We start from the raw sequence: 18,581 nt of genomic DNA, 5'->3' as shown, positions 1-18,581 counted from the left end.
CAAAAGCGAGTAGCCCGTCTACTCGCTTTTACCATCAGCACTATTTTCAAAAAATTCTATTTGAACTTGTTTCGGCGAGTTCCCTCTATTTAAATCAAATATCGAGAAGTAATCACTATGGATCGTAAACATCTAGCAAATGCAATCCGTGCGCTAAGCATGGATGGTGTTCAACAAGCTAACTCTGGTCACCCAGGTGCACCTATGGGTATGGCTGACATCGCTGAAGTTCTTTGGCGCTCTCATCTAAACCACAACCCATCAAACCCTGAGTGGGCAGACCGCGACCGTTTCGTACTGTCTAACGGCCACGGCTCAATGCTGATTTACTCTCTACTGCACCTTGCAGGTTACGAGTTGTCTATCGACGATCTGAGAAACTTCCGTCAGCTTCACTCTAAAACTCCTGGTCACCCAGAGTATGGTTACGCGCCAGGTATCGAGACCACAACGGGTCCGCTAGGTCAAGGCATCACTAACGCGGTTGGTATGGCTCTAGCTGAAAAAGCGCTAGCAGCGCAATTCAACAAAGAAGGCCACGACATCGTTGACCACTTCACTTACGTGTTCATGGGCGACGGCTGTCTGATGGAAGGTATTTCGCACGAGGCATGCTCTCTTGCAGGTACTCTTGGTCTAGGCAAGCTGATCGCATTCTGGGATGACAACGGCATCTCTATCGACGGTCACGTTGAAGGTTGGTTCTCTGACGACACACCTAAGCGTTTCGAAGCTTACGGTTGGCACGTAATCCCAGCAGTAGATGGCCATGATTCTGAAGCAATCAACGCAGCGATTGAAGCTGCAAAAGCGGATCCTCGCCCTACTCTAATCTGTACTAAGACTATCATCGGTTTTGGTTCACCAAACAAATCTGGTTCACACGACTGTCACGGTGCACCACTAGGCGCTGAAGAAATTGCAGCAACACGCAAAGAACTAGGTTGGGAGCACGGTCCTTTTGAAATTCCGCAAGAAGTCTACGCAGAATGGTCAGCGAAAGAAACAGGCGCAGCTAAGGAAGCAGCGTGGAACGAGAAATTTGCAGCTTATGAAGCAGCGTACCCTGAGCTGGCAGCTGAATTTAAACGCCGCGTAAACGGTGAGCTTCCTGCACAGTGGGAAGAAAAAGCAAGCCAAATCATTGCTGATCTTCAAGCTAACCCAGCAAACATCGCATCACGTAAAGCGTCTCAAAATGCTCTAGAAGCATTTGGTGCTCTACTACCAGAGTTCATGGGTGGCTCTGCTGACCTAGCACCTTCTAACCTAACCATGTGGTCTGGTTCTAAGTCTCTAGAAGCAAGCGACTTCTCTGGTAACTACATCCACTACGGCGTACGTGAATTCGGTATGACAGCGATCATGAACGGTATCGCGCTACACGGTGGTTTCGTTCCTTACGGCGCAACATTCCTAATGTTCATGGAGTACGCACGTAACGCAATGCGTATGGCTGCGCTGATGAAAATTCAGAACATCCAAGTGTACACGCATGACTCTATCGGTCTTGGCGAAGATGGTCCAACTCACCAACCAGTTGAGCAAATGGCATCGCTACGCCTAACACCAAACATGAGCACATGGCGTCCATGTGACCAAGTTGAGTCCGCTGTAGCTTGGAAACTAGCGATTGAACGTAAAGATGCACCGACAGCACTTATCTTCTCTCGTCAAAACCTTGCGCAACAAGAGCGCACAGCAGAACAAGTAGCAGACATCGCGAAAGGTGCTTACATTCTGAAAGATTGCGAAGGCAAGCCAGAGCTAATCCTTATCGCAACAGGTTCTGAAGTTGAACTAGCAGTAGAAGCAGCAGCACAGCTAACTGCTGAAGGTAAGAAAGTACGCGTTGTTTCAATGCCATCAACAGACGCATTCGACAAACAAGACGCCGCTTACCGTGAAGCTGTACTGCCATCAGACGTAACAGCACGTATCGCAATTGAAGCAGGTATTGCTGACTTCTGGTACAAGTACGTAGGCTTCGACGGTCGCATCATCGGTATGACTTCATTCGGTGAATCTGCACCAGCTGGCGAACTATTCAAAATGTTTGGCTTCACGACTGAAAACGTAGTGAACACAGCAAAAGAGCTACTCGCGTAATTGCAGTAAAAAGATAGTCAGTTTTCTCTATTGCGAATGTGAAAACTGAAAAGCCCCACCAGCAATGGCGGGGCTTTCTTTTATCTGGCTCCTATTCGTATAAACGCAGCCAGGACATAAACATCACAACTTTCGTTACGACTATTTGTCTTCAAATCGAAGTGCGAGCTGATAGAAATCTTGTACTTGGTCTTTCAACTGTCGGCTGTTTTGTTCAACTGAATGTGTTGCTGCCAAGTTTTGTTCTGCGGTCGAAGCGATAGAATGAATGTGCTGGTTTACATCACTAGATAGCTTTAACTGGTTATTCGCCGCTTCTGCTACATCAACCATCAGCCCACTCATGGTTTGCATCATCTGTTCAACTTCAGACAAACGCAACGCACTTTGTTCTGCTACTTGAGAACAGGCATCGGTTTGCTCTTTGTTTGCCAGAATATCTTTCTGCCAACTTTGAATCGTTGCCAACATAGTGGAGATAGAAGCTTGGATTTGTTCAGTTGCATTGGATGTACGCCCAGAAAGCGCGCGGACCTCATCAGCTACAACAGCAAAACCACGACCTTGCTCCCCTGCCCTTGCTGCTTCAATCGCCGCGTTAAGTGCCAGTAAATTGGTTTGCTCTGCGATCCCACCAATCTCTTCCATCAAATGGTTCACCTTCTGCGCCTGATCACTCAGTTGATACGTCGTTTCCGTCGCTTTTTCAGCTTGAAGGCTTAATTGCGCTAGATTGGTGTGCGTTTGATCGATGGTCTCCTTCGCCATCAAGCATGACTTCAATGTATCATCAATCAACATATGGGCATCATTGGTACTCGAAGAAACCGAATTTGCCGACAACTCCACCTCTTGGGTAGCATCTCGCACACGATGAATATCGGTATTTTGCTGATTTAATGCAGCCGAGACTTCTGCCGTTGTTTGACTAAGCTCTTCGGCGCAATGCTGCAAAGGCAATGCGGAGTCAGTCATTCTTCCTAACACGGTTCGAATTCTTGCGGATAGCATTTTGATATGGAAATCGGCAATCGAAAATGCCGTGTTACCAGAATAGATCAAGCGACTTACGCTGTCATATTGCTTTTGTAACTTTTTAAGTTGCTGAGGTGTATCAATTAACTCTTGGCGGAATAACAGAGCTAGAACACTTGCAGGTAACGCACTTGCAAGCCAAGCCAACGGCCCTTCAACAGACAACGCATATGCGGTTGCAGGTGCGGTTAGTGCACCAAGTAGAATCGCATAGCGAATGGTTTCATTGATTTTCAACGACCAAGTTCGGCCAGACTTCTCTGCAGCACGCATGCTTTTGTAGGCTTTTGTCGCAATATCAACCCACTCTCGCTTTGGTTTCACGCGCACTGATTGATACCCAACAACATGGTTGTCTTCGTAGATAGGGGTGACATAAGCATCAACCCAATAGTAACCGCCAGACTTAGTGGCATTCTTAACCATTCCACGCCAGGCTTTACCTTGTTTAAGGCGTGCCCACATATCACCGAAAGCGGCTTTAGGCATATCTTTATGACGAACTATATTATGGTTCTGACCGACAAGTTCTTCGTGAGTGTATTCAGCAACGCGGCAAAAGGCTTCATTACAATATGTAATAACACCTTGTAAGTTCGTTGTTGAGACGAGTTCCTCAGACTCCCTCACGAGAGTTTCTTGAGCTTTATGAGAAATATTGGCTGACATAGACGAAACTTCTTTAGTTTTTATTGATTTTCGGCAAGATATATACAGGATTTTTATTTTTATTACAAAAAGTTAGATAAAAAGTCTTATCAAATCGACATTTTTATTGTGGGAATTCACATTATCGATAAAAACATAAAGAGGAGATTGTTGATTTGAGCTAATAAACAAACCCGACACGATAGGCCGGGTTATATATTAAGACTTAATTAAGCGGTTTGTGATTCTGGCTTTTTATTCGTTTTTAACGCAAACATCGCGATAACGAGTAACACAAATGGAAGAACATACAGATTAAGATTCTGCCAACCTACGGTAGACTCAAGCCAACCAGATAGTAATGCGGTGATGGTGACACAACTGAACACGAAGAATTCATTAAACGCTTGAGCCTTGCTTCTGTTTTTCGCTTCATAGCTTTGACTAAACAGCCCGGTTGCTGCGATAAACATAAAGTTCCACCCTATTCCTAACAGGATTAAAGCAAGACTAAAATGCCATATAGACACTCCATGTATATTAATTCCAATACAAGCAACAAATAGCAACCCACCCGCCAAAATCATATTCTTAGCGCCAAACCGCTCTATCAGACGGCCCGTGACAAACGCAGGTGCAAACATACCCAACACGTGCCATTCGATCACTCCCGCCGCTTTATCAAAATCAAAGCCACAACCAATCATCGCTAAAGGAGTTGCTGTCATTAAAATGTTCATCACCGCGTACGCAACCATTGCCGCGATAACGGCCAGCATGAAATTAGGTCGACGAATAATCAGTCTCAGCTTATCCGCCTTAGCGTGTAGCGCCTGCGTGTGTGCAGGTGGAAAACGAATGGTTTGTAGCACAACCAACGCGGTTATATAAAGCACGACAAGCACAGCAAATGCACTAATGTATAAGCCATCATCTGACCACTGCTGCGAGTACACGGCCAGATTAGGCCCAAGGATCGCCGCTAACACCCCACCCGCCATAGATATCGAAATCGCCCTATGCCTTGCCGACTCTTCACACACTTCAATGGCAGCAAACCTGTATAGAGTACCGAAACCTATACCAACACCAAGCAAAAACGTAGACATGCAGAACAGATAGAAGTTTTGTTGACTTAATGCATACGTCGCTAGACTAGCACCCAAAATGCCAATGACATTACCAAGGCTAAAACCAAGGCGACGCCCTAACTTGCCCATAATTAGCGACGCAGGAATTGTCGCGGCCATCAGTCCCAAAAACTGCAGTGCAACTGGTAATGTGATAAAACTTGATGACGGCGCAAGTGTTTTGCCAATAAGGGCAATAACAGATATGAGTAAAATATTCCCTGTCATTAATAAGGCTTGGCAGAGGGATAGAAGCCATACATTACGATTCAATTCCAAATTCCTTTTGGTTACAACGTATACAGATAACATATAGGAAAGCAGAAACAATAGAAAGATATGAGAGTAATTCTCAACAAAAAGAGCCAGAGGCATAGTACCTCTGGCTCTTCACTATTCACTTTTCGCTTTTAAAAAGTTTTTCTGTTGAGCTTACTTGTTGCGGCGCGCTTTTACTGCATCAGAAAGCTGACGAAGTACCGTTTCCGTATCTTCCCAACCAATACATGCATCAGTAATCGACTGACCATAAGTGGCTGCTTTGCCATCCACTAAGTCTTGGCGACCTTCAACTAAATGAGACTCGATCATCACACCAAAAATGGCTTCTTCGCCAGCAGAGATTTGTTCGGATACATCATCAGACACCAGCATTTGACGCTTGAACTGCTTCGAGCTGTTAGCATGGCTAAAATCAATCATCACTTTTTTCGGCAGACCTGCGGTGTCCAGCTCATCTTTAATTTGAGCTACATGTGCTGCACTGTAGTTTGGTTCTTTACCGCCACGTAGAATAATATGGCAGTCTGGATTACCAGCGGTTTCTACGATCGCGGAATGACCGTATTTTGTTACTGAAAGGAAGTGATGGGAAGCGCTTGCAGAACGAATCGCGTCGCTCGCTATTTTAATATTCCCGTCTGTACCGTTTTTGAAACCTACAGGACAAGAAAGACCAGAAGCTAGCTCGCGGTGAACCTGAGATTCTGTCGTACGAGCACCGATAGCGCCCCAACTGATCAAATCCGCCACGTACTGAGGTGTGATCATATCTAAGAATTCACTTGCCGTTGGCAAGCCCATATCGGTTAGATCAAGAAGAAGTTTACGTCCGATACGTAGACCATCATTTAGCTTATAGGTGTCATTTAAGTAAGGGTCATTGATAAGGCCTTTCCAACCAACGGTCGTACGCGGCTTTTCAAAATAAACTCGCATAACAACCTCAAGCTGCTCGCCCAGTTCATCACGTAATACTTTTAGCTTTTTACCGTACTCAACCGCGGCAGCCGGATCGTGAATAGAACACGGGCCAACGATCACGAGTAATCGATCGTCTTTTCCTTCAAGAATATTGTGAATGGCGTTACGGCAATCAAAAGTGGTCGAAGAAGCGGTTTCAGTCGCTGGGAACTTCTCTAATACTGCAACAGGTGGCAATAACTCTTTTACTCTATTTATTCTTACATCATCAGTTTGAAACATTACTTCTACTTCCTGGTTTTATTTCCGACCCCATTTTTACCAACTGAACTCATTGCAACATTGTTCACAAAGCGAGCAGCATCAAGGGCTGTGGTCATTTTCTGTCTAGCGTTTAAGTAACTTATCGGCTTAGGCGTAGACTTGCAATCAGTTTTTGCAAATAAATGCAAATAAAAGACACCTGTTAACTACTGCGCACAATGTAAAGTAAAGTTTACGAAAAAAAGTTCAAAATAATCATCAATTTTCTTATGCACCAAAAAATCTTTACTACAATGTAAGAAATATCAGAAGTTTGTGAGGTATTTTTGGGTAGTAAATGTTGATCAAGTTCAAATATATTGTTGCTTGATATGAAATGATTAGAATATTAAACTAATTTCTTATAAACGCTGGTTTTTTCTAATTTTTTGATAAAACGAAGTAGAAGTTAATATGCAATCAATACAAGGAAACATTATGAACAAAGTAGCAATTGCAGTAGCAGCAGTGGTAGCTGGTAGTAGCGCGCTTTTAAACTCTGCTCAAGCTGAAATGTACATCGGGGGCAAAGTGGGCATGACTACACTTGACGACGCTTGCTATCTAAATAGCCCTTGTGATGATGAAGCGTTTGGTGCAGGACTACATATCGGTTATGACTTTACCGATATCATCGGGCTAGAGTACGGCGTAGACTTCTTAGGCGACTACAAAGCTAACTCGATGTCAGGGGCTAACACGGTTAATACGATTGACGGCAATCTAACGGCTTTAACACTTGCACCTAAATTCAACTGGCACTTAAACGACTCTTGGAATCTGTTTGCTAAGATCGGTGGTGCTTACATGATGTCTGATGACGAAACAGACTTTGTCCCAACAGGTTCTTTGGGTGCTGAATACTCGATCGATAGAAACTGGAGTGTTCGCGCTGAATACCAACGTTACCAAGACATGTCTGACGACGTGTGGGACGACATGGATGCTAACTTCTTTGGTATCGGTGTTAACTACAAATTCGCAGCAGCTCCAGTTGTTGCAGCAGTTGTAACGGAAGAAGTGATCGAGCCAGATCCAGAACCAGTGATGATGAGCAAGGTGCACAAAGAAGAGTACGGTACAGGTACGTTTGAATTCGATAGTGCTAAGTTAACAGAGTCCGTTTCTGAACGTCTGGACAACTTTGTTTCATTCTTGAACGAATATCCTCAAGCTCAAGTAGAGATTACTGGTTACACGGATAGCTCAGGCCCTGCGGCATACAACCAAAAACTGTCTGAGCGTCGTGCTCAATCTGTTGCTGATTACCTAACCGCAGCTGGCATTGGTTCAGATCGTTTGACAGTTAAAGGTATGGGTGAAGAAAACCCAGTTGCTGACAACAGCACTCGCGAAGGTCGTGAGAAAAACCGTCGCGTAGAAGTTGTGGTACCTTCATTTGAATACCAAGAGCTAGTTCAACCAGAATAAGCATCTATGATTCATGATCGATGATGTGGTAAAAATTAATGGGGTGCATTTGCACCCCATTTTGATCTCATATTAAGGGATATTGCCACTATGGTTTTGGGAAAAAGATCAACTCATTATCTTGCACCATAACGCAATCCATACCAGCTGCATGCGCCGCTCGCTTCCCCAACTCAGTATCCTCGAACACAAGACACTGTGACGCCTCCAAGTCGAGTTGTTCCGCGGCCACCAAAAAGGTATCTGGAAAGGGTTTATGGTTCTCTACATCACTCGCGGTTACTACAACATCTAACTTGTCTAATAAACCTGCATGACTTAATAAGCGCATGGCACTTTCTCGTTGGCTGCCAGTCCCGACTGCAATTTTCTTATGGCCTAAATATTCCTCTAACACTATGCTCGTGCAAGGAATAACGTCACCATGAAGCTCCATAGCAGCGAATGTTTCCATTTTAAATGTCGCGACAGTTTTAGGATCTAACGAAAGCTCATGCACACGATTTAGTTCCTCAACAATTTTAAAGCTCGGCATCCCTCCCAAACTGTGAAACCATTCCTGGCAAAACGGAAAATCAAAACGCTCAGCAGTTGCTTGCCAAGCTGCCAAGTGGGCTGGCATGGTATCGATTAGAGTACCATCCATATCAAATATGAATCCCTCATAGGGTCTAAAATCAATCGTGCTCATGTCTTTTCTTCTATTTGTGCATCTGTAATGTTAATTTATCAGCTCTTTCAATCGTCCTTACCGGCATTTACTTATCATGCTCAAAATTTCGAACTCCGTCACAATTCAAGAGTGGGAAATTCAATTATCCCCAATTAGAGCTCAAGGAAATGGTGGCCAGAACGTTAACAAGGTGGCGTCCGCTATACACCTGCGCTTTGATATCCGGCATTCAAGCTTACCTGACTTTTACAAAGAGCGATTACTTGCACTTTCTGATAGTCGTATAAGTAAAGATGGCGTGATCATCATCAAAGCGCAACAATTTCGGACACAAGAACAAAATAAGGAAGACGCCCTAAATCGGCTTCAAGCATTGATAAAAGCTGCCGCTTTACAGGAGAAGAAGCGTATTAAAACGAAACCAACCCGCGCTTCTCAACGCCGACGACTTGATACAAAAAACAAGCACGGAGCGAAAAAACAGCAACGTAAAAAAGTGCTGTATTAGTGCATGTCGTTTTCTCGACATGTTAGTTGAACAACGTTTGCTAGCCCTTGGAAATCTCATTGGATTTCTCTTTTTAGTTACTTATTCAGGAAACAACAATATGACTATTAGGCAAAAACTCTACTTCCTCGGAGTTATCGCCATTTTAGGCATCGTGGCCCTTTTGGGTACGTCATCCCATTTTGAAAATAAGAGCAATGATCTTAATCACGCCATCAAACTCGTTGGTGATCTAGAAATACGCTTACTCAACTTACGCAGAAATGAAAAAGATTTCCTACTACGTAGTAGTGACAAATATCTAAATAAGTTTGACGCCAATGTTGACAAGTTTATAGACACAGAAAAAGAGCTTGCGAACATACTCAAGAGTAATGAATTACCTTCCAGTCAACAATTTAAGCAAGACTTGCTCGCATACCAAAGGGGCTTTCAGAATCTGGTCAGCGCTTACCAACGATACGGGCTTGATTCAAAGAGTGGGCTTCTCGCTGGTTACGAACAAGCACTATTAGAAGCAAAACAACGTTCAGACCACCAGCAGTTATTGGCATTAGTCCGTTTTGACTCTGCAGTAAAAGCAGGACTATTCAATAGTGACTTGCTTGAGGGGCAATATGCTCCGGAGCTTATCAAAACAGGTAAGCAATTGGCGGCCCAAAAGCAAGTTGTTGGGGTTGCTTATGACAAAGGCCTACTCGGTGAAACTCGCGCATTATCCCATGCCGTAGAAGAGCAATTTGAAACCTTTTCCACAGCCCTTAGCTCTGCTGCCGCACAACGTGATGAACAAATGTCGACCATCAAGCAGGTCATTACAGCTCTGATCTTAGTCGTTATTTTCGCATTGATTTGGCAAATTTCACGTTCAATCAATACGCGAGTGAATAGCTTACTTGGCACCATTCGAAGTATCAGCGAAACGAACAACATGGGACTTCGATCTGATTTGAAAGGTCAAGACGAGTTATTTGATATCAGTCATCACCTCAATGACCTATTGGATAAGCTTGAGCATCTAATTAGTAGTACCCAAGAAAAATCGGCGCAACTCACTGCAAGTACCGATAATATGCATCGTGAGTTAGAAGGCGTTATGGAGCAATTCCACACGCAAACTGACCACACAGCATCAATGGCGACGGCAGTTCAGCAAATGGTTGCCACAATAGGTGAAATCTCTGAAAGCACATCAGTTGCGGTAGAAGGCGTACATCAGGCAGCGAATAATGCCGAACAAGGTCGAGGAGTTGTTGAGGCGACGGTAACCAACATCGGTCAACTAACCACGATTTTATCAAACAGCCAGCAGTCGATTGGCTCGCTGAATCAGCATGTAGATAAAATTGGTGGTGCCGTGAACATCATCCAAGAAATTGCAGAGCAAACCAACCTACTAGCTCTCAACGCAGCAATTGAAGCCGCGCGAGCAGGCGAACAAGGCCGCGGGTTTGCAGTTGTCGCCGATGAAGTACGCGCCCTAGCTAGCCGAACTCATCAATCCACAGAGGAAATCACGCGGGTCGTTGCAGACATTCAAACTCAAATGTCTACAGTTGTTGCTGATATTGATCAATGTAACGATCAAGGGCAACAAACACTTAATGCTTCTGAAAAACTGGATTCTAGCCTACAGCAGATCATCACTGACATGCATTCAATTCAAGGTAATTCGGAGCGCATAGCTTCAGCAATTGAAGAACAAGGTATCGTTATGAACCAAGTTAGCGGTTCAATCACCGAGCTAAACGCAATATCTGAGAATAACATGCAATCCGCTCAGGAATGCTTGCATGAAGTGAACTCTGTCTCTGCTCAAGCTCATGATATGGATGAAGCCGTTGCACAATTCAAAACTGCGCTAAAATAACCCTTTTTCAAAATAGAAAGCCCGAGGCAATCATTGCTTCGGGCTTTTTTCAATTGTCACTTCGTGCTTACTGCGCACTTCGGATGTGATTATTCATCATCAAGAGGAACCAGCTTGGTGTTGCCACCATGAACTTTCTCACGCTGTCTTTGCACCAGAGCGTAGAAGCCTGGGATCAAGAATGTACCTGCTAGAAGCACACACAATAGACCACCAATCAGCGACACGCCGAGTGAGTTTTGACTCACGTGCCCCGCGCCAGCGGCAAAGATAAGCGGGAAGATACCCAGAATAAATGACCAAGATGTCATATTCACAGCGCGGAAACGTAAAGTGCCTCCTTTAACCGCTGCACTATCGATATCAGCATCTTTTTCTTCTCGCTCTTGCTTGGCGAACTCCACAATCAAAATTGCGTTTTTCGCCGCCAAGGCTATGAGCAAGACAAGACCAATTTGGGCATACAAGTTAAGCGGCGTGCCAGTTAGATTCAACGCAAGGAAGGAACCTAACGTTGCTACTGGGACCACCAAAATAATAGCCAGTGGAATACTCCAACTCTCATACTGAGCCACCATAAACAAGTAAATGAAGATCAAAGCCAGCGCAAACGCATAAATGGCTTGGTTACCCGCGAGCACTTCCTGATAAGCCATACCTGTCCATTCATACGTGTACCCTTGCGGAAGAACTTCAGCAGCAACGCGTTCCATTGCTGCAATCGCATCACCACTAGAGTAACCCGGAGCTGGTTGGCCTTGAATGATAGCACTGCGGTACATGTTGTAACGCCACGCCACATCAGGCTCAAACACTTGCTCGTAGCTCACTAGCGTACTTAACGGGACCATATCACCGTTCGAAGAACGAACATGGAAACGCTCTAGATCTTCCATGCTGCTACGGTGCTGGCTATCAGCTTGCATGGTTACGCGGAAGTTCTTACCAAACATGGTGAAGTCATTCACATAAAGCGAACCTAAGTTGCCTTGCAAGGTTTGGAAAATAGACGACAGCGAAATACCTAATTGCTGCGCTTTCTCACGATCGATATCAACGTAGTAGTGCGGAACATTCGCGCGGAACGTGCTAAACGTGTAGGCAATTTCAGGCGCTTGGTTAGCCGCTTGGATCATTTCTCCCATGACCATCGACAAGTCGGTACGACTTCGCCCTAGCGTGTCTTCAAGCACAAACTCAAAACCAGACGCAGCGCCCATACCTGGAACCGCCGGTGGTCCCATCGCAAAAACAACCGCTTGAGGTAACTCTGTCGCCGCTCGCCCGTTAATACGTGCCGCGATAGCATTAGCAGAGTGCTCTCCTTGCAGCGAGTTACGAGTATCCCAGTCATGCAATTTGATAAATACAGAAGCACCGTTTGATGCTGCTGCGCCTGTCATAAACGAGTAACCGTTCGCAACCGTCACACCATCCACACCAGGCTCTTCACCGATCATTTTCATTAAATCATTGGTGACTTCTTCAGTACGTGATAAAGAGGCTGAATCTGGTAGCTGTACGTTAACCAGCAAAATGCCTTTATCTTCTTGAGGAACAAACGCTGTAGAGGTGGTTTTCGCAAAGAAAGTGACCGCTGCAATAGCAACTATAAAGAACGTCACGAGCAGTAAAGACTTCTTCACCAAGAAACCAGCGATCTGGCCATAACGCGTAGTGATGCGCTCTAAGCCTCGGTTGAAAGCCTGGAACCAGTTAGCGGTATTGCCCCCACCCTGCTTCAATACCAGAGAACAAAGTGCTGGAGACAGTGTCAATGCATTGATGGATGAAATCACAACCGAAATACAGATGGTCAAAGCGAACTGGCGATACATGATACCGGTGATACCTGGCAGCATGGCGACGGGTATGAATACCGCAAGTAGAACCAAGGTCGACGTGATGATTGGTCCCGTTACTTCTTTCATCGCTAGCAACGTCGCTTTACGCGGTGAGATGGTTGGGTCTTTCGCCATGGTAGTATCGACGTTTTCGATAACCAGAATCGCATCGTCCACCACGATACCAATCGCAAGGATCAAGCCAAACAAAGTAACCGTATTAATGGTGAAGCCCGTTGCCTGCATGATGGCAAACGTACCAATCAGAGAAACGGGGATCGCGACAACAGGAATCAACGTTGCACGCGCACTACCTAAGAACAAGTAAGTTACAGCAATCACCAATAGAATCGCTTCAATCAGTGTTTTTACTACCCCTTTGATCGATTCAGATACGAACACGGTTGTATCGTAGCTGGTCTCGTATTCCATTCCCTCTGGGAAGTTTTTGCTCAAGCCTTCAAGGAGCTCCATGACGGCCTGACCACTTTCTAACGCATTCGCATCCGATTGAAGAGACAACGCAACGATTGACGCGTCCTGGCCACGGAACTTACCGTTACCATCGTAGAACTTTTTGCCTAGTTCAACGCGAGCAACATCTTTCAGATAAACCGTAGAGCCATTGGGATTAGCTCGAAGGACTACGTTCTCAAACTCACTCACGCTTTCCAAGCGACCTTTGGTCACAAGGTTAAACTGAACTTCTTGCGGATTGTTGTATGGTGCTGCACCTACACGCCCTGCCGCAACTTGAACGTTCTGTTCAGCCAAAGCGGCGTATACGTCTGACGTGGTTAGCTTAAGGTTGGCCATTTTTTCAGGATCTAACCAAACACGCATTGCGTATTCGCCACCACCAATCACGTTAACTTCACTGATACCTTTCGCACGAGCCAACTGATCTTTTACATTCAAGTTAATGTAGTTAATCAAGAACTGATCATCGTATTTGCCATCAGGTGAATAGAAGTTAAGTACCATCAGCAAGTCAGGTGAACGCTTTTTCACCGTCACACCAACCATGCGAACTTCTTGAGGCAGTTTTGACTCAATCTGTGACACGCGGTTTTGCACGTTAACTTGCGCCATATCTGGATCGGTGCCAACATCGAACGTGACGTTTAGGCTGTAAGAGCCATCGTTCGCGCTCTTTGAAGACATGTATATCATATCCTCAACGCCGTTGACTGAGGTCTCTATGGGGTCCGCAATGGCCTGCTCGACAACTTCCGCACTCGCGCCAGTGTAGTAAGCCGAAACGCTTACTGATGGCGGGCTTATCTGTGGATACTCAGCCACTGGCAAAATCGCCAGTGAGATCGCGCCGGCTAGCGTTAATATGATCGAAATAACCAGCGCGAATTTAGGTCTCTGAATAAAGAAACGACTTAACATAGTGCCCCCTACTGCTTATCTTCAGCAGGTGCTTGAAGGCGCACTTCTACACCATTACGCACACGTTGTAGGCCTTGTGTAATAACCGTATCTTCCTGATCGAGCCCTTCTCGAATGATAATGCCTTGTTCAACCTGAGGGCCAAGCTCGACGTTACGACGCTCTGCCACACTTCCCTCAGCCATCACCATCACAAAGTCACCTTCTAAGTCAGTCTGTACGGCACGTCGTGGGATAACAATAACGTCTTTCGTGTTCTTATCTCTCAAGTTCACTTTGATGTGTTGACCCGGAAGTAACTTCTGCTCTGGGTTTGGCACTAGCGCGCGCATAGCAATCGTACCCGTTTTGGTGTCAATACGATTACCTAAGAAATCAAGCTTACCAAGATGCTCAAAAAACTGTCCATTTTCCAGTTCAAGCTGAACTTCAACGCGGTTTGATTCAGCCGAGCCATCACCTTTTACTTGATCCATACCCATAGCTAAACGCTCACGCTCACTCACACTAAATGAGGTATGAACTGGATCTAAACTCACCAGAGTTGTCAGCACGCCAGATGACGGAGAAACCAGATCACCCGTACTCACTTTGGTATCACTAATACGTCCGCTAAAAGGTGCTCGGATTTGAGTATAGGAAAGGTTAACTTCAGCAAGTTTAAGTTGAGCATTTGCCGCTTCTAGCTCTGCTCTCGCACCAAGAAGTGCCGCAGTTAAAGCATCAAACTCAGATTGAGAGATACTACCGCGAGGCAACAAGTTTTTACCTCGAGTATGATCTAATTCGGCTTTTTTTAGCGCCGCTTTAGCTTGTGCAAGTGCGGCTTTAGCACTCGCGACTTGGGCTTCAAAAGAAGATGGCTCGATAGAGTAAAGGAGCTGCCCTTTTTCTACCATTTGCCCCTCTTCAAAGTGACGAGCTTTTAAGTAGCCAGAAATCTGCGCGGTAATATTGGTATCTTCTACTGCTTCAATGCGACCGATATAAGACTTGCTCGGTTGGTAGTCGATAACCGTGACATCCTGAGTCACTACGAGAGGCGCTTGACCTTTCGTTTGGGCATTATTAGCTTCCCCGCATCCAGCGAGGATTGCTGTAGCCGCCATTAGTGCGACAAGTGGTTTCTTTTGCATGTATTTACCGTCTTTATAGAACAGGATATTGTTGAATTCCTATCAACCTTACTCCTTGCTGCCACTGAAAACTTCACTGAAAAGCGCCCAAGGTGTTTCTAAATGTAAACATGAGAAACAAAAGGAAAATAAAGTAATTTAGTTAACAGTGGTATTCAATGAGCAATATACATACAACTCAATCATAACTATTTAATATACGCCTTAGGAGATCGCGAATTTTAGCGTGTGCTTGGAAACACTAACGGGAGTATTGTATTCGGGCGTAAAGTGAGATTCAGTGCTCAAGATAAGAACGTTTTGTGGCTAAAAAGGTAAAAAGTGACGCCTTCATACTCAAGACCCCGATTTTGACTATTTTTTTAATATAAATGGGTTATCATTCAATTAATTCAACGCCTTCGACAGAGAGGATGACTATGATTTCTAAATGGGCGAAACGCTTTTACCAGATGGCAGAACTAGTGGCGTCTTGGAGTAAGGACCCATCAACACAAGTCGGTGCCGTTATTACTAAACAGAATCGCATTGTATCTGTTGGATTTAATGGCTATCCGCATGGTGTTTCTGACAGTGTCGACACCGATGAGCGCGAGTTGAAATACCTTAAAACACTGCACGCGGAAGAGAACGCAATTTTGTTCTCAAAACGTGACTTAGACGGATGTGATATTTGGGTAACGCATTTTCCTTGCCCTAACTGCGCGGCAAAGATCATTCAAACAGGGATCTCACACGTACACTGCCCTGAGCAGTCTGAAGACTTTTTATCTCGCTGGGGAGATAAAATCCAAGTCAGTCAAGATATGTTCGATCAAGCGGGTGTGAAAGTCGACTGGTTACCGCTAGAAGACATTGAAATTGAAGACAAAGACGTGCGCTAGTATCCCATCTTAATAGTTAAATAGCCCAGAGAGATCTGGGCTATTTTGTTATTAAATCTGCAAGAGGTCTCGACGTAGTCTTTTAACTGTGTTTTTTTGCTGTGAGCTCAGCAATTTTGACAATAACGAGTACTGATTTTTCCATCATTTCAACAGAAATAAACTCATGAATTCCGTGGAAGTTAAAACCACCGGTGAAGATATTCGGGCACGGCAAACCCATAAAAGATAAACGAGCACCATCTGTACCACCACGAATAGGTTTTATAATCGGTTCCACATCACACGCTTCCATCGCTTGCTTTGCCAGCTCAATGATATGAGGGTAAGGCTCAACCATTTCTCTCATATTGTAATAGCTGTCTTTTATTTTTAGCTCTACAGAACCATGGCGTAAACCCGTGTTCATTTCATCGACGAGTTTCTGCATAAAGGCTTTTCGATCCTCAAGTCTTTGACGGTCAAAGTCTCTAATAATGTAACCTAGCTCGCTTCGTGCAACGCCCATTTCTGCCGATTTTAGATGGAAGAACCCTTCGTAACCTTCGGTTGTTTCCGGAGTTTGATCTTGGGGCATTTGAACTTGAAATTTCGCAGCCAAGTTCATCGCATTGACCATTTTGCCTTTTGCAGTACCTGGATGAACGCTAACACCATGAAAAATTACATCAGCGTTTGCTGCATTAAAGTTTTCGTATTCCAATTCACCTTGCGGGCCACCATCTATAGTGTATGCCCATTTCGCGCCAAATTTTTTAACATCAAACAAATCTGCACCACGACCGATTTCTTCATCCGGAGTAAAGCCGATACAAATGTCGCCATGTGGAATGTCTGGGTTTTCCAGTAGCAGAGCTACCGCGGAAAGAATCTCTGCGATACCAGCTTTGTTATCCGCGCCAAGTAATGTAGTGCCATCGGTAGTAATAAGATTGTGGCCATGTAGGTGATGTAAATCTGGGTATTGCACGGGAGATAACACTTCATCCCCCAACCCTAATGCAATATCGCCACCCTGGTAATCTTCGATGAATTGCGGCTTTACGTTTTTGCCAGATGCATCCGGCGCGGTATCTATATGGGCAATGAAGCCGATAGGAGGAACCTCATAATCAACATTGGCTGGCAGTTTAGCCATCAAGTAGCCATTTTTATCCAAAGTCACATCACTTAAGCCAAGTTCGATCATCTCTTTTTTAAGTAACTCAGCAAACACAAGCTGACCAGGTGAACTTGGGCAAAGCGTCACATGTGGATTGGATTGGGTATCAAACGTGACGTATCGAAGAAATCTTTCAACTAAATGTTTCATATTTATTCTCATTGTTTTGTACGATGAGGCTTTATCATGCATTGATAAGCTGACGTTGCCTCATCAAACCTCACGCTATGTTACGCTCTTAGTTCAATAAGAATTTGCTTTGAATCATTTTTTGATAAGAAAGGCTTTTGCGCTTTGCTTCCGCTCATTGAAGCATGAATTTAATCTAAAAGTTCCTCAGCCAGTACTCGCCACTCTTTAACCTTTTCACGAAAATGACGCCATTGCTTATCGGTCATCGAACGAGAAACATCTAATGTCAGTTGATCAACCAATGCAAAGTTAGAGTCTATATTCTGAGAAAGCTGCTCACTATAATAACTCTCTGGCTCGAACAAGAGTCGCATAAATATATCTTGATAAGTCACAACATTAGATTTGTTGTCGAACAAGTATTCGAGCTCTTGATATACCGTGGCTCGATAATCTCTCCATAAAGGGCTGTTTAAAATAACTTGCTGAGAAAATGTTTGAGCTAATTGACGCTGATTTCCTGATAGATTCCCCAGCCATTCTTCCATCCACTCTTCAGTGTTATCCAGAATAATTTCACGCACTTCGTCTTCTGTCCTATCGGCATATTTTGCGTTTCGCTCTTGATAATGTTCTTGTACATTACTCAAAAACTCGCGTTCTTGCTCTTTCGTTAATTGCAAACTTAACGCAAAAAGATCTGGTGCTGCTTTGCTGACCACTCTATCATAATGCGCTCGCATTCTATCTCGATTTTGTTGTAAGTAATTTAAGGTGATATCGCTCGCTTTTAATCTCTCAAGGTCTTTTAAATGTTCGATATATAATGGTAACTCCTCTTTCTTGTGCCAGTCTGCCAACAATAATAAACGCTCTTCCACTAGGACTTCTTGTTCCCCTTGCAACGAGACATAGTCCTCTAAGTAATCGAGCACGAACCAATCGATATTGCTGTATAAAAACTTTTTCGCACAACCGGCAAGCAGAAATACGAAACAAAATAGAAGGCCATAACGAAGCGCCTTATTAGATACATCCCTTAGTATCAAGTTTGAAGTGCGACACTTTCTACAGATGCGCATGAATATACTCCAGTGGTATTCTATACCCAAGTC

At 44.5% G+C, this 18,581-nt stretch carries 13 protein-coding genes; 5 read left to right on the top strand and 8 right to left on the bottom strand.

Annotated elements, in window-relative coordinates; all coding sequences use genetic code 11:
• Window positions 1-117 precede the first annotated feature (117 nt).
• Window positions 118-2,109 carry a transketolase gene (gene tkt, locus R8N49_RS17875; RefSeq protein ID WP_258489108.1) on the top strand — a complete coding sequence of 664 codons (1,992 nt, stop codon included), beginning with the start codon at window positions 118-120 and terminating at the stop codon, window positions 2,107-2,109.
• Window positions 2,110-2,250: 141 nt separating this feature from the next.
• Here the strand turns inward: tkt and R8N49_RS17870 are convergent, their stop codons facing one another.
• The 3 genes from R8N49_RS17870 to aroG form a co-directional block, all read right to left on the bottom strand.
• Entirely contained in the window at window positions 2,251-3,813 is a 1,563-nt protein-coding gene (locus R8N49_RS17870) for a methyl-accepting chemotaxis protein (RefSeq protein WP_158173413.1), read from the bottom strand.
• 209 nt (window positions 3,814-4,022) lie between these two features.
• Window positions 4,023-5,195, bottom strand: a complete 1,173-nt coding sequence (locus R8N49_RS17865) for an MFS transporter (protein WP_021035943.1) — start codon at window positions 5,193-5,195, stop codon at window positions 4,023-4,025.
• A 159-nt stretch (window positions 5,196-5,354) separates the two neighbouring features.
• Window positions 5,355-6,407, bottom strand: a complete 1,053-nt coding sequence (aroG, locus tag R8N49_RS17860; RefSeq protein ID WP_017635200.1) for a 3-deoxy-7-phosphoheptulonate synthase AroG — start codon at window positions 6,405-6,407, stop codon at window positions 5,355-5,357.
• Window positions 6,408-6,866: 459 nt separating this feature from the next.
• On the opposite strand from aroG, the gene R8N49_RS17855 reads away from it, so the two are divergent.
• Window positions 6,867-7,859: an OmpA family protein gene (locus tag R8N49_RS17855; RefSeq protein WP_017819897.1), complete on the top strand. Its 993-nt coding sequence runs from the start codon at window positions 6,867-6,869 to the stop codon at window positions 7,857-7,859.
• A gap of 88 nt (window positions 7,860-7,947) precedes the next feature.
• Here the strand turns inward: R8N49_RS17855 and R8N49_RS17850 are convergent, their stop codons facing one another.
• Entirely contained in the window at window positions 7,948-8,550 is a 603-nt protein-coding gene (locus R8N49_RS17850; protein WP_318111099.1) for a beta-phosphoglucomutase family hydrolase, read from the bottom strand.
• A gap of 76 nt (window positions 8,551-8,626) precedes the next feature.
• Between R8N49_RS17850 and arfB the strand changes: the two genes are divergently transcribed.
• Window positions 8,627-9,040 carry an alternative ribosome rescue aminoacyl-tRNA hydrolase ArfB gene (gene arfB / locus R8N49_RS17845; RefSeq protein WP_017635196.1) on the top strand — a complete coding sequence of 138 codons (414 nt, stop codon included), beginning with the start codon at window positions 8,627-8,629 and terminating at the stop codon, window positions 9,038-9,040.
• A gap of 100 nt (window positions 9,041-9,140) precedes the next feature.
• Window positions 9,141-10,910 (top strand): methyl-accepting chemotaxis protein, encoded by a 1,770-nt coding sequence (locus tag R8N49_RS17840; RefSeq protein ID WP_053307241.1) that lies wholly within the window; start codon window positions 9,141-9,143, stop codon window positions 10,908-10,910.
• 89 nt (window positions 10,911-10,999) lie between these two features.
• Here R8N49_RS17840 and vmeZ read toward each other — a convergent pair whose 3' ends face one another.
• A complete protein-coding gene (vmeZ, locus tag R8N49_RS17835; protein WP_017635194.1) occupies window positions 11,000-14,152 on the bottom strand; it encodes a multidrug efflux RND transporter permease subunit VmeZ in 3,153 nt (1,050 codons plus the stop codon).
• 8 nt (window positions 14,153-14,160) lie between these two features.
• Window positions 14,161-15,288, bottom strand: a complete 1,128-nt coding sequence (vmeY, locus tag R8N49_RS17830) for a multidrug efflux RND transporter periplasmic adaptor subunit VmeY (RefSeq protein ID WP_017635193.1) — start codon at window positions 15,286-15,288, stop codon at window positions 14,161-14,163.
• A 419-nt stretch (window positions 15,289-15,707) separates the two neighbouring features.
• Here vmeY and R8N49_RS17825 point away from each other — a divergent pair, with 419 nt between their 5' ends.
• A complete protein-coding gene (locus R8N49_RS17825; RefSeq protein ID WP_005373515.1) occupies window positions 15,708-16,172 on the top strand; it encodes a dCMP deaminase family protein in 465 nt (154 codons plus the stop codon).
• An 82-nt stretch (window positions 16,173-16,254) separates the two neighbouring features.
• Here R8N49_RS17825 and pepT read toward each other — a convergent pair whose 3' ends face one another.
• Together pepT and R8N49_RS17815 are read right to left on the bottom strand one after the other, a co-directional pair.
• Window positions 16,255-17,484, bottom strand: a complete 1,230-nt coding sequence (pepT, locus tag R8N49_RS17820; RefSeq protein ID WP_017635192.1) for a peptidase T — start codon at window positions 17,482-17,484, stop codon at window positions 16,255-16,257.
• A 170-nt stretch (window positions 17,485-17,654) separates the two neighbouring features.
• Window positions 17,655-18,548 (bottom strand): DUF6279 family lipoprotein, encoded by an 894-nt coding sequence (locus tag R8N49_RS17815; RefSeq protein ID WP_318190036.1) that lies wholly within the window; start codon window positions 18,546-18,548, stop codon window positions 17,655-17,657.
• Between the last annotated feature and the right edge of the window lie 33 nt (window positions 18,549-18,581).

The sequence above is a fragment of the Vibrio sp. 1978 genome (assembly GCF_033344345.1).
The sequence above is the reverse complement of the archived record's forward strand: the minus strand, read 5'-3'. Positions and strand labels throughout refer to the sequence as shown.

Excerpts from the sequence above, each read along its gene's own strand:
- tkt (WP_258489108.1), top strand. The coding sequence starts at position 118 with ATGGATCGTAAACATCTAGCAAATGCAATCCGTGCGCTAAGCATGGAT.
- R8N49_RS17870 (WP_158173413.1), bottom strand. The coding sequence starts at position 3,813 with ATGTCAGCCAATATTTCTCATAAAGCTCAAGAAACTCTCGTGAGGGAG.
- aroG (WP_017635200.1), bottom strand. The coding sequence starts at position 6,407 with ATGTTTCAAACTGATGATGTAAGAATAAATAGAGTAAAAGAGTTATTG.
- R8N49_RS17855 (WP_017819897.1), top strand. The coding sequence starts at position 6,867 with ATGAACAAAGTAGCAATTGCAGTAGCAGCAGTGGTAGCTGGTAGTAGC.
- R8N49_RS17850 (WP_318111099.1), bottom strand. The coding sequence starts at position 8,550 with ATGAGCACGATTGATTTTAGACCCTATGAGGGATTCATATTTGATATG.
- arfB (WP_017635196.1), top strand. The coding sequence starts at position 8,627 with ATGCTCAAAATTTCGAACTCCGTCACAATTCAAGAGTGGGAAATTCAA.
- R8N49_RS17840 (WP_053307241.1), top strand. The coding sequence starts at position 9,141 with ATGACTATTAGGCAAAAACTCTACTTCCTCGGAGTTATCGCCATTTTA.
- vmeZ (WP_017635194.1), bottom strand. The coding sequence starts at position 14,152 with ATGTTAAGTCGTTTCTTTATTCAGAGACCTAAATTCGCGCTGGTTATT.
- vmeY (WP_017635193.1), bottom strand. The coding sequence starts at position 15,288 with ATGCAAAAGAAACCACTTGTCGCACTAATGGCGGCTACAGCAATCCTC.
- R8N49_RS17825 (WP_005373515.1), top strand. The coding sequence starts at position 15,708 with ATGATTTCTAAATGGGCGAAACGCTTTTACCAGATGGCAGAACTAGTG.
- pepT (WP_017635192.1), bottom strand. The coding sequence starts at position 17,484 with ATGAAACATTTAGTTGAAAGATTTCTTCGATACGTCACGTTTGATACC.
- R8N49_RS17815 (WP_318190036.1), bottom strand. The coding sequence starts at position 18,548 with ATGCGCATCTGTAGAAAGTGTCGCACTTCAAACTTGATACTAAGGGAT.